Origin of the sequence: Arthrobacter sp. PvP023 (genome assembly GCF_017832975.1) — a bacterium.
In the GTDB taxonomy this organism is placed as follows: domain Bacteria; phylum Actinomycetota; class Actinomycetes; order Actinomycetales; family Micrococcaceae; genus Arthrobacter.
On sequence record NZ_JAFIBI010000001.1, the window covers coordinates 1,058,307 to 1,073,538 of the forward strand.

Genomic DNA, 15,232 nt, shown 5'->3' on the forward strand with positions numbered 1-15,232 from the left:
CCCCCGTGCAATTCCACCACCACGGTTACGTATCCGGTGACCCGCGAGTCCGGCCGGCAGCAGGCGTAGGCATCAATCGGCCCACTGAGCTTCCTGATGAGGTGGACGTCCTGATTGTCGGCACAGGCCCCGCCGGCATGCTGGCCGCCGCCCAGCTGTCCCAGTTCCCGGGCATCACCACGCGCATCGTAGAACGCCGCGCCGGCAGGCTGCCCATCGGCCAGGCGGACGGCATCCAGGCGAGGAGCGTCGAGACCTTCCAGGCCTTCGGCTTCGCCGAACGGATCATCGCCGAGGCCTACCGGATCACCGAAATGGCGTTCTGGAAGCCGGACCCGGCCGACCACTCGCGCATCATCCGGGGAGCCCGGGCGGTGGACGACGCGATGGGGATCAGTGAGTTCCCGCACCTCATCGTCAACCAGGCCCGCGTCCTGGACTACTTCGCCGAATTCATGGCGAATTCGCCCACGCGCATGGCCCCGGATTACGGCTTTGAATTCCGGAGCCTGGAAGTCACCGGCGAGGGGGAGTATCCGGTCACCGTGACCCTGCTTCACACTGCAGGTCCCCGGGAAGGCCAGGAAAAGGTTGTCCGGGCCAAATATGTCATCGGCGCAGACGGCGCGCGCAGCAAGGTGCGCGATGCGATCGGCTGCACCCTCGCCGGCGACGCCGCCAACCATGCGTGGGGCGTTATGGACGTCCTCGCCGTGACGGACTTTCCGGACATCCGCACCAAGTGCGCAATCCAGTCCGGCTCGGGCGGGAGCATTCTGCACATCCCACGCGAAGGCGGGTACCTGTTCCGCATGTATGTTGACCTCGGCGAGGTGGACCCCAACGACAAAGGTGCCGTGCGCAACACCTCCATCGAGGAGATCATCCGCAAGGCGAACGAGATCCTCCACCCGTACACGCTCGACGTCCGCGACGTCGCCTGGCACAGCGTGTACGAGGTGGGCCACCGGCTCACCGACCGGTTCGACGACGTCCTCCCGGACCAGCGGGGCACCCGCGCACCCCGGGTGTTCATCACCGGCGATGCCTGCCACACGCACAGCGCCAAGGCCGGGCAGGGCATGAACGTTTCCATGCAGGACGGGTTCAACCTGGCGTGGAAGCTCGGCCACGTCCTCGAGGGCCGCAGCCCGGAAAGCCTGTTGACCACCTACTCGAACGAACGGCAGGTCATCGCCAAGAACCTCATCGACTTCGACAAAGAGTGGTCCACGATGATGGCGAAGAAGCCTGAAGAGTTCGAGAGCCCTTCCGAGCTTGAGGACTTCTACGTAAGCACTGCCGAGTTCCCGGCCGGCTTCATGACCCAGTACACCCCGTCGATGCTCACCGGCAGTGCCGAACACCAGGAGCTGGCCGCCGGCTTCCCCGTCGGCAAGCGCTTCAAGTCAGCGCCCGTCGTGCGGGTCTGCGATACCAACCCCATGCAGCTCGGTCACCACGCCACGGCGGACGGACGGTGGCGCATCTACGTCTTCGCCGACGCGGCAGCGCCGGCAACGGGACAGCAGGGTGTCCCCTCAGCGGTGGCCGACTTCGCCGAGTGGATTGCGAAGGCGCCGGACTCGCCGCTGGCCGCCACGCCGTCGGGCGCCGACCTCGACGCATGGTTCGACGTGAAGGTGATCTACCAGCAGCCCCACACGGACGTTGATATCAACGCGGTCCCGGCGGTGTTCAAGCCGCAGGTTGGCCCGTTCCAGCTGACGGACTACGAGAAGGTGTACGCCACCGATCCGAAGGCTGACATCTTCGAGCTGCGCGGCCTGGACCGCGGCGGCGTGATCGTGGTGGTGCGCCCGGACCAGTACGTGGCCAACGTCCTGCCCTTGGCGGCGACGGCGGAACTCGGCGCGTTCTTCGCACCCCTCCTGGCGACCGGACGGGCCGCGGCAGTCTAGCCCCGGACCTGTTGCCCCGCGCATGGGAGTTTTTGTCCAGATAATGGGTCCAAAAGGCGGCCGAAGTCCCGTTATCTGGACAAAAACTCCACCCGCGCAGGACCGAAGCCCGGACCTCAGCCGGCGGCTGCCTGCCCGGTCCGGTATTCGGCGGCGGCATAGACGCCCAGGATGCGCACTTCCGTGGTGAAGAAGTCCAGTTCCTCGAGGGCCAGCCGGAGCGGCAGGTCCTCGGGGTGGCCTTCGACGTCGGCCATGAACATGGTGGCGGCAAACTCGTTGCCCACCATGTAGCTTTCCAGCCGGGTCATGTTCACGCCGTTCGTGGCAAAACCGCCGAGGGCCTTGAAGAGCGCGGAGGGGACGTTGCGGACCCGGAACAGGAAGCTGGTTACTGCCGGTCCGGGCAGCTCCTCCCGGGACGGCAGTTCCTTTTCAGGAGCCAGGACCACGAAACGGGTGGTGTTGGAGGGGTCATCCTCGACGCGCGATGCGAGCACCTCCAGCCCGTAGATCTTGGCCGCGAGTGGGGGAGCGAGGGACAGCTTGGCAGGATCGTTCCATTCGCTCACCTCCCGGGCGGAGCCTGCAGTGTCGCCGGCAATAACAGGCTTCAGTCCGGCGCTCCGGATGAGGCGCCGGCACTGGCCCAGGGCGTGGATGTGGCTGTGGACCTCGGTGGCGCCTTCGATGGTGCTGCCGGGGATGCCCAGCAGGTCGAAGTGGATGGGCAGGAAGAACTCGCCCACGATCTGGAGGCGGGACTGGGGGAGCAGGACGTGGATGTCCGCCACCCGCCCCGCTATCGAGTTCTCGATCGGAATCATGGCCAGGTCGGCTTCACCGCCGGATACCAGCTCGAAGGCGTCCTCGAAGCTGGCGCACGGGATGCTTTCCAGCTCCGGGAACATCTGGGCGCACGCAATATTGGAATTAGCGCCGGGTTCACCTTGGTACGCAATTTTCTGGGTCACGAACCGTATGGTTTCACGCCCTGGCGGCTCCCACCCAACTGGCTCGCATTTAACGTCGCCATTCGCGCGTTTCACGACATTAACTGCCAGCCAGTTGGGTGAGACGGGAATACAGGTGCCTCCGTCAGAGCGCCAGCCGCATCGACACCTGGTACCGGTCTGAGCGGTACGTTGAGATGGAGTACTCGATGGGCGTGCCCGGGTCCTCCTGGCCGGTGAACGAGCGGCGCCTGAAGAGGAGGACGGGGGCCCCGGGCTCGATGTCCAGCAGGGCCGCGGTGTCCTCCGATGCGGCGGCAGCCTCGACGGTCTGTTCCACATGCTGCACCGGATGTCCGGAGGCAGCGAGGACCCGGTAGAGCGATCCCGTCAGGTCCTCGGAGAGCAGGTCCGGCAGGAGCGGGGGCGGCAGCCAGGATTCGTCCACGCTGACGGGTGCCCCGTTTGCGAGGCGCAGCCTGCGGACCTGATAGGCCGCCTGTCCCGTGGGCAGCCCCAGGTGCTCGGCCGCCGCAGCGGGCGGCTCCGCCGTCGCGGCAGTGATGACCCGGGTGCTGGGTTCGAAGCCGGCAGCCCGCATGTCCTCATTGAAGGAGGCCAGATGGAGGGTGGAACGAACCAGGCCGTGCGAGACGAAGGTCCCCTTGCCCTTGATCCGGACCAGCGCCCCGTCCTGGACGAGGTCCGAGATCGCCCGCCGCACCGTAATACGTGAAACCCCGAACTGTTCCTCCAGCTGGCGTTCCCCCAGCAGCGCGTCCCCCGGCCGAAGCCTGGTGGCCACGAGATCCTGGAGCTGCCTGCGCACCCAGACGTGTTTGAGTTCCCCCGCCGTATCCATAGCTCTATTGTCCGGGCAGGTTGAACAGGTGTCCGCCCGCTTCGACGCGGCCGCCGGAGGCCGGCAGTTCAACGGCATCCGGTTTGCTGTCCAGGACCACCACGGGGCTGCACATGCTGAGGTTTTTCGAGCGGACAAACGTGACGTCGACGCTGATCATGGGGTCTCCGGCCCGGACCTGGTCCCCCTTCTGCGCCAGCACGCTGAAGCCTTCGCCCTTCAGGCCCACCGTGTCGATGCCGACGTGGACCAGCACTGCGGGTCCCGAGGCGTGCTGGACGATGTAAGCGTGCGGCATGACCTTGATGACCCGGCCGTCCAAGGGCGCGACGGCGGTAAGCACACCGGCGTCGTCGTCCGGGATGACCGCGGCGCCTCCGCCGACGAGCCCCTTGGCGAACACGGGGTCCGGCACTTCGCTCAGCGGGATGAGCCGGCCGGGCAGGGGCGAGGCCACACTGATGGCCCCGACCGGCGCTGTCTCCACATCTGCCGTGCCGGCACCTGCGGTGCCCACGTCAGGCGAGTTCACATCAGGTCCTGGATGTCTTCTGCCAGGCTCTCCGCCTCGGGGCCAACTACCACCTGAACCACCGAGCCGGCCATCATGACGCCGTGGGCGCCCGCCGCCTTGAGTGCGGCCTCGTCCACCTTTCCGGCGTCCACCACTTCGGTGCGCAGGCGGGTGATGCACCCTTCGATCTCTTCGACGTTGTCGGCGCCGCCCAGGGCGGCGAGGATGATTTCTGCTTTGGACATGTCCACTCCTGTTGGTTGTTTCGCGGTGAGTCCGGCCGGTCCTGAAGCTTTTTTCCTGCCTGAGGTTGACAACTAAGCCCGGTGCACTTCACAGTGATGATTGTCACTGGTTATAACCAGTTAGCAAAACTCTACTGAATCCCGCATCCCCGCACAAGCACCCCTTTTTGAAACGAGGAACCTCATGTCCACGGAAAACCCGTCCGCTTCAGCCGGGGCCGGCCCGCTGGCCGCACCGGCCCCGGGCAAGGCCAAGGGCAGCGGTAAAGCATTGCAGAACATGCAGCGCTTCGGCCGCAGCCTCATGCTCCCCATCGCCGCCCTTCCCGCAGCCGCGCTCCTCCTGCGCCTGGGCCAGGACGACCTGCTGGGCAGGTTCGAATCCCTGACCACCGTTGCGCAAGTAATCGGCGCGGCCGGCGGGGCCCTGTTCGAGAACCTCCCGCTGCTCTTCGCCGTCGGCATTTCCTTTGGCTTCGCCAAGAAGGGCGACGGTTCCACGGCGCTGGCCGCCGTCGTCGGCTTCCTGGTCCTGACCAACGTTTTCAAAGTCATGGCACCGCTGGTGCTGGGCGCCGCCCCGGAGGGCGGCAAGGATCCCGTCATCAACTACGGCGTGCTGGCCGGCATCGTGATGGGCCTGACCACGGCCTGGCTGTGGCAGAAGTTCCACCGGACCACCCTGCCGGACTGGCTCGGGTTCTTCGCCGGCCGGCGCCTGGTGCCCATCCTGACCTCGTTCGCGGCCATCGTGATCGGCGTGGTCATGGCGCTCCTCTACCCCTTCTTCAACACGGGCCTGACCGCCGTGGGCAACGCCGTCGCGGACAACACGGTGGTGGGCAGCGGCGTCTACGGCACACTCAACCGGCTGCTCATCCCGCTGGGCCTGCACCACATCCTGAACTCGATCGTCTGGTTCATCATCGGCGACTACAACGGCGCACACGGCGACCTCAACCGCTTCTTCGCCGGAGACCCCTCCGCCGGTGTGTTCATGACCGGGTTCTTCCCCATCATGATGTTCGCCCTGCCGGCGGCCGCCCTCGCCATCTGGCACGAAGCCAAGCCGTCCCAGAAGAAGATCGTCGGCGGCGTCATGCTCTCCACCGGCCTTACCGCCTTCCTCACCGGCATCACCGAACCGCTGGAATTCTCCTTCATGTTCGTGGCCTGGCCGCTCTACCTCGTCCACGCCGTCCTGACCGGAACCTCCATGATGCTGGTCAACTTCCTGGGCATCCACCACGGGTTCGGGTTCTCCGCCGGGGCCATCGACTACCTGCTCAACTTCGGCATCGCGCAGAATCCGCTCTGGCTTGTTCCCATCGGGCTGGGCTACGCGGCGGTGTACTACGTGGTGTTCCGCTTCGTGATCCGGCGCTGGAACCTGCGCACCATGGGGCGCGAAGACGAAACCGATGAGAACGGTTCGATGGCCAAAGCCGATGCGAGCTGAACCCGGCCTGCCGGGGCTGACTCAACCCGGAGCGGGAGACGACGACGGCGTGCTGGGGCTGCGGGGCCGCCTGGTCACCGGCCGCCCCGGGGATGGAGTGATCGACGACGGCACGGTGGTGATCGCCGGGGGACGCATCGTGTGGTGCGGCCCGACGGCGGAGCTGCCCGCCGGCGTCGACGTCGAAACATCACAGGTTCCGCTCATCTTGCCCGGACTCGTGGACGTCCACTGCCACGGCGCAGTGGGGCACACCTTCTCCGCGGATGCGGACGGCGCCCGCCTGGCGGCAGGTTTTCACGCCGGTCAGGGCACGACGTCGGTGCTCGCCTCGCTCGTTTCGGCGCCGTCCGGTGTGCTGATTGAGCAGATCGCTGTGTTGCGGGAGCTGGTGCAGGACGGCACGCTGGCCGGCCTGCACCTGGAGGGGCCGTTCATCGCCAGGAGCATGTGCGGAGCGCAGGACCCGGCGGCCATCATCGACGGTGACCCGGCGCTCCTGCGGCAGTGGCTCGAGGCGGGGCGGGGAACGGTGCGTTCGCTGACCCTTGCCCCGGAAACGCCGCACTTTGCCGAGCTGGTGGCCCTGTGCCGGGAGTACCACGTGGTCCCGTCCCTTGGCCACACCGGCGCCACGGCGGCACGGACACGGGAAGCCCTCGGGGGAGGGGCGGGTGCCGGTCCCTGGTCCGCCACCCACCTGTTCAACCGGATGCCGGCGCTGGGCCACCGGGCACCGGGGCCTATTCCGGTCCTGCTGCAGGAAGCCCGGGAGTCACCGGACCGGATGGTCGTGGAGCTGGTAGCCGACGGTGTGCACCTGGACCCGGAGATTGTCCGCATGGTCTTCAATCTGGTGGGACCGGGCTCGATAGCACTGATTACGGATGCCATGGCGGCGGCCGGAATGTCCGATGGCCACTACACGCTGGGCAGCCTGGACGTGCAGGTCCAGGACCGGGTGGCCCGGCTGGTTCCCGCGGCGGATGATGCCCGTCCCGGGGCGATTGCCGGGGCCACCAGCCTGCTGTTGGAAAACGTCCGCCGCTGCGTCGGGTGGGGCGTGCCGCTGGCCGACGCCGTCGCCGCGGCCTCGGCCACTCCTGCCCGACTGATGGGCCTGGACCAGCCGGGCCCCGCGCAGGTCGGATCCATCATCACCGGGTACCGCGCCGACATGCTGGTGACCACCGAAGAACTCGAACTGCTGCAGGCCTACCGGGCCGGCGCACCGCTAGCGGAGGAAAGGAAAACGAGTGCAGATCATTCTGTGTGAGTCCGCGGAACACGTAGGGGGCAGGGCAGCCGACATCATCGACGCCCGGGTCCGGCAGGGCCCGGCCGTCCTGGGGCTGGCGACGGGAGGTTCGCCGAAATCCACGTACCAGGAACTCATCCGGCGGCACCGCGAGGAACTGCTGAGCTTCAGCCGGGTCACCGCGTTCACCCTGGACGAATACGCCGGGCTGCCGCCGGAGCACGAACAGAGCTACCACTCCACCATCCGGCGGGAATTCACCGACCATGTGGACCTGCCGCCCGAGCAGCTCATTACCCCGCAGGGGAATGCGCCGGACCTTATCGCCGAAGCCGAGCGCTACGACGCCGCCATCTCGGCCGCCGGCGGGGTGGACATCCAGATCCTCGGCATCGGAGCCAACGGCCACATCGGGTTCAACGAGCCCACCTCGTCGCTGGTCTCCCGCACCAGGGTGAAGACGCTGGCCGGTGCCACCCGTGCCGACAACGCCCGGTTCTTCCCGGATGGAGAAGTTCCCCGGCTGTGCCTGACTCAGGGGCTGGGGACCATCCGCGAAGCCAGGCTGGCGGTGCTGGTGGCCATGGGGGAGAACAAGGCCGGCGCGGTCCAGGCCATGGTGGAAGGGCCGGTCAGCGCGCACTGCCCCGCCTCGGTGCTGCAAATGCACCGCCGGGCCGTGGTCATCCTGGACCCGGCGGCCGCGTCCCGGCTGAGCCTGCTGGACTACTACCGCGAGGCCCAGGAGTTCAACGACCAGCTGGGCCAGACGCCCACCAGGCCCTGGCTGCGACAGCCGGTGGTCTAGGAGTTTTTGTCCAGATAGCGGGCGCAAAACGGGGCTGAAGTCCCTCTAAGTGGACAAAAACTCCTTGCTAGCCGTTGATCACCTGCGGAACGCCGAGGGCTTTCAGGCCTTCGACGCCGAATTCCAGGCCGTAGCCGGACTGCTTGGCGCCGCCGAAGGGGATGCGGGGGTCCACGGCGCCGTGCTTGTTGATCCAGACGGTGCCGGCCTCAAGCCGGGCAGCCACGTCCCGCGCGGCTGCGGGGTCGGAGGACCAGACCGAGGCGCCCAGCCCGACGTCGAGCGCGTTCGCCATGGTGACCGCCTCGTCCACGGTGCCGTACCGGATGATGGGCAGGGCCGGGCCGAACTGCTCCTCGGCCACCAGCGGGTTGCTGTTGTCGATGTCCGCCACGAGGGTGGCGGGGTAGAAGTGGCCGGGCTGGTCCGGGTCCGGGTTGCCGCCGAGCAGGATCCGGGCGCCCGAGCCGCGGGCGGCCTCGACGAGACCTGCCACGATGTCGTACTGCTGCCTGTTCTGCAGCGGGCCCAGGACGTTGTTCTCATCCAGGCCGTTGCCCATCGGCATCGCGGCGGCCACCTTGGTGAGCTCCTCGCACACGGCTTCATACAGCGAATCATGGACGTACAGGCGCTTCAGCGCAGCACAGGTCTGGCCGGTGTTGATGAAGGCGCCCCAGAAGAGGCCTTCGGCAATGGCCTTGGGATCGGCGTCGGGCAGCACGATCCCGGCGTCATTCCCGCCCAGTTCCAGGGTGAGGCGCTTGACGGTGTCCGCGGAGGATTTGATGATCGCCTTGCCGGTGGCGGTGGAGCCGGTGAACATGACCTTGCCGATCGCCGGGTGTTCGGCCAGCCGGGCGCCGACGTCGCGGCCGCCGGAAACGACGGTGAGGAGGCCTTCGGGGAGTTCCTCGTTGAGGACCCTGGCCAGCGCCAGGACGGACAGCGGCGTGTATTCGGAGGGCTTGACCACCACGGCGTTGCCCATCCGCAGGGCGGGGGCGATCTGCCAGACGGTGATCATCATGGGCCAGTTCCACGGGCCGATCGCACCCACGACGCCGATGGGCCGGTAGTGCAGCTCGGCGCGGGTTTCGCCGTCGTCCACCACGGTTTCCGGTTCCAGCGGCGTGCCGGCGGCGACCCGCAGCCACGCGGCGCAGGCGCCCACCTCGAAGCGGGCGTTGGGGCCGTTCAGCGGTTTGCCCTGCTCCCGGGAGAGCAGCCGGGCGAGTTCTTCGGCGGAACGTTCGACGGCGTCGGCGGCCTTCATGAGCGCGGCGCTCCGGGCGTTGTGGCCCAGGGCGGCCCACGCGGGCTGGGCGGCTGCCGCGGCAGCAATGGCCGCCTCGAGGTCCTCAACGGTGTGCACGGGTGCTTCGCCTACGGGTTCCCCCGTGGCGGGGTCCAGGATGGTCCGGGTTTCGCCGGTGTCCGGGGTGATCGAGGCCAGCAGGGCATCGTAGGTTTCCATGGGGTACTCCACTTCGAGTAGGTCAGAGAACGCGGCCGGAGCGGCCCAACAGCGCTCCCTTAAGCGTGCTCCGGGAGGCGCCGCGGGGTCTTGTGTATCCGCGTACGGCACTTGACCGGTGGCGAACAGTACGGGCGGCCCTGAACCACATTGCGCTCACGAACAACAACTGATCGCTGCAAGACAAGCCGGGCCCGGCGGCAAGTGCCATGCTGGATTTCACGGTGCACCTTTGCCCGGGCCCAGGCACCCTTCCCACGCACTTTCCCCTAAGTTCCCTCCGCAGCACTCATGACCGTTAAGAAGGATCCAATGAGTATTTCGAACCCGGAATCCCGGACCGCAGAACCCGGTTCCCGCCAGGAACACTCCACCGCCTTGCGCGCAGGAAGCATCGGAGTCCTGGGCATCCTGTTCTTTGTCCTTTCCGCGCAGGCCCCGCTGACCGGCATCGTGGGCGCAGCGCCGCTCGCGGCCGCGCTCGGCAACGGCGCCGGCGCCCCGGGCGCCTACCTCGTGGTGGGCATCGTCATTGTCATCTTCGCGGTGGGTTTCGTGGCCATGAGCCGGAAGGTGCAGACCAACGGAGCCTTCTACGCCTATGTCACCGCAGCGTTCGGACGCAAGGTCGGTGCCGGTGCGGCGTGGCTTGCCCTGCTGGCCTACAGCACGGTGCAGGCGGCCATGTACGGGCTGTACGGTGCGGCTTTCTCCGGCCTGCTGGCATCCGCCGGCATAACTGTTCCCTGGTGGCTGCTCGCCCTGGTCACCATGGCGGGCGTCCAGGTCCTGGGATCCATGAACATCGAGCTCGGTGCCCGCGTCCTTGCTGTCCTGGTGGGCCTGGAAGTGGCCATCCTCCTGATGTTCGGATTCGCCGTGCTGTTCAAAGGCGGTGGCCCCGAAGGGCTGAACATCGCCGCCTCGTTCGCGCCGGAAGCCATCGCCAGCGGAGCCCCCGGCGTCGCCATCATGTTCGCGGTGGCCTCCATGTTCGGCTTCGAATCCACCGCCATCTACTCCGCCGAGGCCAAAGACCCGCACCGGACCGTTGCCCGGGCCACCTATCTGTCCGTGGGCATCATCGCCGTCTTCTTCTCCTTCATCACCTGGATGCTGGTCAGCTTCTACGGGCCCTCCCACGTAGTGGATGCCGCAGGCGCCGCCCTGGAATCCGGGGACGCCACGTCCTTCGTGATCGGCCCCATCGTCGAAATGTTCGGACCCTGGGCCGGGATCACCGCCGGTGTCCTGCTGGTGACCTCGCTGCTGGCAGGCATCATCGCCTTCCACAACGGCATCAACCGCTACCTCCACTCACTGGCCCTGCGCGGCTCCATGCCCGCAGTGGTTGCCCGGACCAACAGGCATCGTGCCCCTGCCGCCGCGGCCTGGATCCAGACCGTAGTGGCAGCCCTGCTGGTGGCGCCATTCGCCCTGCTGGGGCTGGACCCGGTGCTGACGCTGTTCTCATGGTTCAGCGGCCTGGCCGTCGCGGCACTGCTGGTGCTGTACATGCTGTCCTCCCTCTCCGTCGTCGCCTATTTCCGACGGGAAAAGGTGCCCGGCCAGCAATGGCAGACGTTCATTGCCCCGGTGCTCGCTTCAGCGCTGCTGGCGTGGGTGCTGTACCTGGTGGTCAGCAACTTCACGTCCCTCATCGGTGGCAGTGCCGAAACGGCCGCGGGCCTGCTCGCTGCTGTTCCGGCGCTGTTCCTGGCCGGCGTGCTGGTGGAGATCCGGGTGGAGCGGCAGATCCGGGCCTCAGAGCTTGAGTTCGCCGGGTAGCAATCTGTCTGGGACATCAGGAGAGACGACGGCGGCGCGGGCGGCGGTTTGGCGCCCGCGCCACGCGAGGCAGCCGGCTAGCAGCAGAAGCACCGCCAGGGCCGTTGCGGCGCCCGCCGCCGTCGTCGCTGCTTCGGGACCATCGGGCCAGCGCCCCGTGATGCCCAGGAACGCCGGAACCGTGGCCGATAACTGGCTGGTGAGGATCAGGGACCAGCCAATGAGCGGCGCGAGGCGCTCCATGCCCAGCGCAAGCTGCAGGTAGAACAGCAGCCACAGGTAAGTCCAGCAGAGCCAGAGGACGGCCAGCAGCGGATCTTCCCCGGACCAGGCGGCGGCAAGCAGCAGGCCGCACAGGCCCACCATCCCGCAGAACCAGCCAAGGCCCCGCGACCCGAGTCCCAGCAGGAAATCCAGCCCAACGTAGACGTAGGTCAGCCCGAACAGGAACATCCCGGATGCCCCGAGGAGCAAATGCAGGCCGCCGCCGCCGGTAATCCCCAGGTACGTGACGCCGAGGACCAACTGGGTGACGCCGATGACCAGGCTGAACACGGCAGCGTCTCGGCGGGGGAGGAGGTCCAGCGCCGCAAGGCCGTTGATCAGCAGTGCGGCTCCGGAGAGAAGCAGGCAAATGTGGGCCATCAGAAGTCCCCTGCCGGAGCCGGAACCGATGCCCTAACTTTCGTTTTATGGAAATTAAATGTCACAATACGGAGGTTAGTGGAAGTCCGGTTGGTCATGCGTGGCCTGCGCAGTCACAATCGGGTAGGTTGAAGTTTCAATAAAAGGGTGGCGGTGCGGCGCATGCCGCAGACTCTCCGCGCCCGGTTCGACGTAAGGAATCATCATGGATGCACGGCTCGAGGCCATCCGGGACACGGTCCTGGCCAGGAACCCCGGAGAAGCGGAGTTCCACCAGGCGGTGGTCGAGGTGTTCGAAAGCCTGGGCCCCGTCCACGACCGGCACCCCGAATTCCTCGAAGCGGCCATCCTGGAACGGCTCTGCGAACCCGAACGCCAGATCATTTTCCGGGTGCCGTGGACCGATGACCAGGGTCGCGTGCAGATCAACCGTGGCTTCCGGGTGGAGTTCAACTCGGCACTCGGCCCCTACAAGGGCGGCCTGCGTTTCCACCCGTCCGTGTACCTGGGCATCGTGAAGTTCCTCGGCTTCGAGCAGATCTTCAAGAACGCCCTCACCGGCATGCCCATCGGCGGCGGTAAGGGCGGTTCGGACTTCGACCCTCGCGGCCGCAGCGACGCCGAAGTCATGCGGTTCTGCCAGTCGTTCATGACCGAGTTGTACCGCCACATCGGCGAATACACCGACGTGCCTGCCGGCGACATCGGCGTCGGCGGGCGCGAAATCGGCTACCTCTTCGGCCAGTACAAACGCATCACCAACCGCTACGAATCCGGCGTCCTGACCGGCAAGGGTATCTCCTGGGGCGGTTCGCTGGTCCGGCCCGAGGCCACCGGCTTCGGCACCGTGATCTTCACCGAGGAGATGCTGAAGACCCGCGGGACGTCCTTCGACGGGCAGCGCGTGGTGGTTTCCGGTTCCGGGAACGTGGCCATCAATGCCGTCGCCAAGGCCCAGACGCTCGGCGCCACCGTGGTGGCCTGCTCCGACTCTTCCGGCTACGTCGTGGACGAGGCGGGAATCGACGTCGGGCTTCTCCGTCAGGTCAAGGAAACCGAACGCGGTCGCCTCAAGGACTATTCGCTGCGCCGTTCCGGCGTCTCCTACGTGGAGGGCGGTTCGGTGTGGGACGTTGACGCCACGGTGGCGCTGCCGTGTGCCACGCAGAACGAGCTCGACGGCGATGCCGCGGCGAGGCTGGTCCGCAATGGACTGCTGGCCATCGGCGAAGGCGCCAACATGCCCTCCACGCGTGAAGCCATTGCGGTGTTCCAGGAGGCCGGGGTGCTGTTCGGCCCGGGCAAGGCCGCCAATGCGGGAGGCGTGGCGACGTCGGCCCTTGAAATGCAGCAGAACGCGAGCCGCGACTCCTGGTCCTTCGAGCACACGGAGCAGCGGCTCACGGACATCATGGTGGGGATCCACCACCGCTGTGCCTCCACCGCCGACGAATACGGCGAACCCGGCAACTACGTGCTGGGCGCCAACATCGGCGGCTTCGTCAAGGTGGCAGACGCCATGCTCGCGCAGGGCTTGATCTAAGCGCCGCGGCGCCAGTCACTGGGGGATTCGCCGTAGGCATCCCGGAACGTGCGGCTGAAATGCGCCGCGTCCAGGAACCCCCATCGTGCGGCGACTGCGCCCACGGAAGTGCCGTTGAGCAGCGGATCCCTCAGGTCGCGGCGGATGCGTTCCAGACGCTGGCTCCGGATCCAGCTGGCAACAGTGGCACCCGTCTCGTGGAAGATGTTGTGCAGGTGGCGGGTGGAAATAAAGTGCGCCGTGGCAATGCTGGCCGGCGAAAGCTGCGGATCGGCGAGGTTGGCCTCGATGTATTCGCGTACTGACGTGGCCAGGAGTGCCTGGGGCTTCATGCTGTCCCGGGCCATGTCCAGTTCCGAGTGCAGCATGGTGGATACGAGGTCCAGCGCGTTGGCGGCCAGCCGCGAGCCGCTGGGCCCACTGAGGGCTTCCAGGTTCTCCGCCAGCTGGGCAATAAAGGGACCAACGATGCCGGTCAGCCCGTGCCCGCCGGCCAGCCGCACCGCCGAGAGCTGGCCTACGTAATCCGGAGGCAGGGACAGGGAGTCCTGTGGAAACATGACCACCATGACCCGGGCCTGCTCTTCGAACGCCAGGGTGTACGGGCGGTTAGTGTCGTAAATGGCGAGGTCGCCGGGGCGCAGCACTGCCTCGCGGTTGTCCTGGATGAGCAGCCCGGTGCCCTCCAGCTGGAGGTTGAGCTTGAAATAGCGCTGGCCCGGCTGGGCCACCAGGGCGGGCGTGCGGTGGACGCTGTGGCCCGAGGCGGAGACCTCCACGATGCACAGCCGGTCCAGGACCCTGGAGCGCATCCGGCCGCGGAAAGTGTCCGGATGATCCGTCTCGGCGGCCAGCGGCACAAAGGACTCCGCCACGAGATGCCGCCAGTGGTCGAAGGAGGTGGCCACGCTGGACGTGAGGTCCTGGCCAGCGGGGCGGGCTGTAATTGCAGACATGGATGTTCCTGACGCCGGATAGCCATCTGAATAGTGGTCCCCAAAGCTGTGTCCTGCGACACATTCATTTCAGGGTAGCGCCGATGGCTGGCGTTGTCATCTTTTTTCGACGAACGTCGAAAAAAGAATTACGGGTGCGTTTGCAGCAACGTCAGGAATGCTTCCAGTTGGTCGTTGAGGCCCGGATCCGACTGGCCGTCCGGGGCGAGCGCGGCAGCTATCTGCGCGCCCAGCAGCATGTTCAGCAGGTGGCCGGCAACCGCTGAGTCGTCGACGGCGGCACGCACGTCACCCCGCGTCCTTGCCTCGGCCAGGTATGCCACGATCGCGGCATGCCACTGCTCCATGGACTCGCGGTGGATGGCAGCCTTTTCCGGATCGTTAATGGCCTTCTGCCAGAACGGGACCACGATCCGCGCTTCATTGACGCGCTCGGAGTCCAGCGGCAGCACCTCAACGCAAAAAGCCCTGAGCGCCGGAATCCCGGCCTTGCCTGCGGTCACTTCCCGGATGCGCTCATTGGTTCTGTTGAAGACGTGCCCGAAGGCAAATGTCAGCAGCGTGTCCTTGGTGGGGAAGTACGGCTTCAAGGCGCCGTTGGCAAAACCGGCCTCGAGGGCGATCTCCCGCATCGTGGCACCTTCGATGCCGAGCCGTGCGATGATCCGCCAGGTCGCATCCACCAGTTCCAGGCGCCGTTCATCATGGTCAACAATCTTTGGCACGGTGGTGCTCCCCCGGAAATTTCTTGCGGCTGGCTATTGTGAGCCATCTTACGGACGGTTATTCTCTACAACTATAG

14 protein-coding genes are annotated in these 15,232 nt (G+C 66.7%); 6 read left to right on the forward strand and 8 right to left on the reverse strand.

The genetic code is table 11. The features are described 5' to 3' along the window. Positions 1-5: 5 nt before the first annotated feature. Positions 6-1,922: an FAD-binding monooxygenase gene (locus tag JOE31_RS04930; RefSeq protein ID WP_209742410.1), complete on the forward strand. Its 1,917-nt coding sequence runs from the start codon at positions 6-8 to the stop codon at positions 1,920-1,922. A gap of 116 nt (positions 1,923-2,038) precedes the next feature. Here the strand turns inward: JOE31_RS04930 and JOE31_RS04935 are convergent, their stop codons facing one another. From JOE31_RS04935 to JOE31_RS04950, 4 genes are all read right to left on the reverse strand, one after another. Continuing rightward, positions 2,039-2,896, reverse strand: coding sequence for a prephenate dehydratase (locus JOE31_RS04935; protein WP_209742411.1), 858 nt, complete (start codon positions 2,894-2,896; stop codon positions 2,039-2,041). A gap of 124 nt (positions 2,897-3,020) precedes the next feature. Beyond that, positions 3,021-3,737, reverse strand: coding sequence for a GntR family transcriptional regulator (locus tag JOE31_RS04940; protein ID WP_209742412.1), 717 nt, complete (start codon positions 3,735-3,737; stop codon positions 3,021-3,023). 4 nt (positions 3,738-3,741) lie between these two features. Then, positions 3,742-4,269, reverse strand: a complete 528-nt coding sequence (locus JOE31_RS04945; protein WP_307864371.1) for a PTS glucose transporter subunit IIA — start codon at positions 4,267-4,269, stop codon at positions 3,742-3,744. Next, complete coding sequence (locus JOE31_RS04950; RefSeq protein ID WP_209742413.1) at positions 4,266-4,568, reverse strand: glucose PTS transporter subunit EIIB; 303 nt, start codon at positions 4,566-4,568, stop codon at positions 4,266-4,268. The genes JOE31_RS04945 and JOE31_RS04950 overlap by 4 nt, the downstream gene beginning before the upstream one ends. A gap of 112 nt (positions 4,569-4,680) precedes the next feature. Here JOE31_RS04950 and JOE31_RS04955 point away from each other — a divergent pair, with 112 nt between their 5' ends. Genes JOE31_RS04955 through nagB form a run of 3 tightly spaced genes read left to right on the forward strand, consistent with a single transcriptional unit; the run spans position 4,681 to position 8,021 of the window. Then, the gene (locus JOE31_RS04955) at positions 4,681-5,955 is read left to right on the forward strand and encodes a PTS transporter subunit EIIC (protein WP_209742414.1); all 1,275 of its coding nucleotides are present in this window, start codon (positions 4,681-4,683) and stop codon (positions 5,953-5,955) included. Beyond that, a complete protein-coding gene (locus JOE31_RS04960; protein WP_209742415.1) occupies positions 5,945-7,231 on the forward strand; it encodes an N-acetylglucosamine-6-phosphate deacetylase in 1,287 nt (428 codons plus the stop codon). Before JOE31_RS04955 ends, JOE31_RS04960 begins: the two co-directional genes overlap by 11 nt. Next, complete coding sequence (gene nagB, locus JOE31_RS04965; RefSeq protein WP_209742416.1) at positions 7,212-8,021, forward strand: glucosamine-6-phosphate deaminase; 810 nt, start codon at positions 7,212-7,214, stop codon at positions 8,019-8,021. Before JOE31_RS04960 ends, nagB begins: the two co-directional genes overlap by 20 nt. 67 nt (positions 8,022-8,088) lie before the next feature. Here nagB and JOE31_RS04970 read toward each other — a convergent pair whose 3' ends face one another. Next, entirely contained in the window at positions 8,089-9,498 is a 1,410-nt protein-coding gene (locus JOE31_RS04970) for an aldehyde dehydrogenase family protein (protein ID WP_209742417.1), read from the reverse strand. 312 nt (positions 9,499-9,810) lie between these two features. On the opposite strand from JOE31_RS04970, the gene JOE31_RS04975 reads away from it, so the two are divergent. Beyond that, entirely contained in the window at positions 9,811-11,286 is a 1,476-nt protein-coding gene (locus tag JOE31_RS04975; protein WP_209742418.1) for an APC family permease, read from the forward strand. On the opposite strand, the gene JOE31_RS04980 is transcribed toward JOE31_RS04975, so the two are convergent. Continuing rightward, entirely contained in the window at positions 11,263-11,931 is a 669-nt protein-coding gene (locus JOE31_RS04980; RefSeq protein WP_209742419.1) for an AmiS/UreI family transporter, read from the reverse strand. The two genes, JOE31_RS04975 and JOE31_RS04980, sit on opposite strands and share 24 nt — an antisense overlap. Positions 11,932-12,136: 205 nt before the next feature. On the opposite strand from JOE31_RS04980, the gene gdhA reads away from it, so the two are divergent. Then, the gene (gdhA, locus tag JOE31_RS04985; RefSeq protein WP_209742420.1) at positions 12,137-13,474 is read left to right on the forward strand and encodes an NADP-specific glutamate dehydrogenase; all 1,338 of its coding nucleotides are present in this window, start codon (positions 12,137-12,139) and stop codon (positions 13,472-13,474) included. Here the strand turns inward: gdhA and JOE31_RS04990 are convergent. Further along, positions 13,471-14,430 (reverse strand): helix-turn-helix domain-containing protein, encoded by a 960-nt coding sequence (locus JOE31_RS04990; protein WP_209742421.1) that lies wholly within the window; start codon positions 14,428-14,430, stop codon positions 13,471-13,473. The two genes, gdhA and JOE31_RS04990, sit on opposite strands and share 4 nt — an antisense overlap. A gap of 128 nt (positions 14,431-14,558) precedes the next feature. Continuing rightward, positions 14,559-15,155: a TetR/AcrR family transcriptional regulator gene (locus tag JOE31_RS04995; RefSeq protein ID WP_209742422.1), complete on the reverse strand. Its 597-nt coding sequence runs from the start codon at positions 15,153-15,155 to the stop codon at positions 14,559-14,561. Between the last annotated feature and the right edge of the window lie 77 nt (positions 15,156-15,232).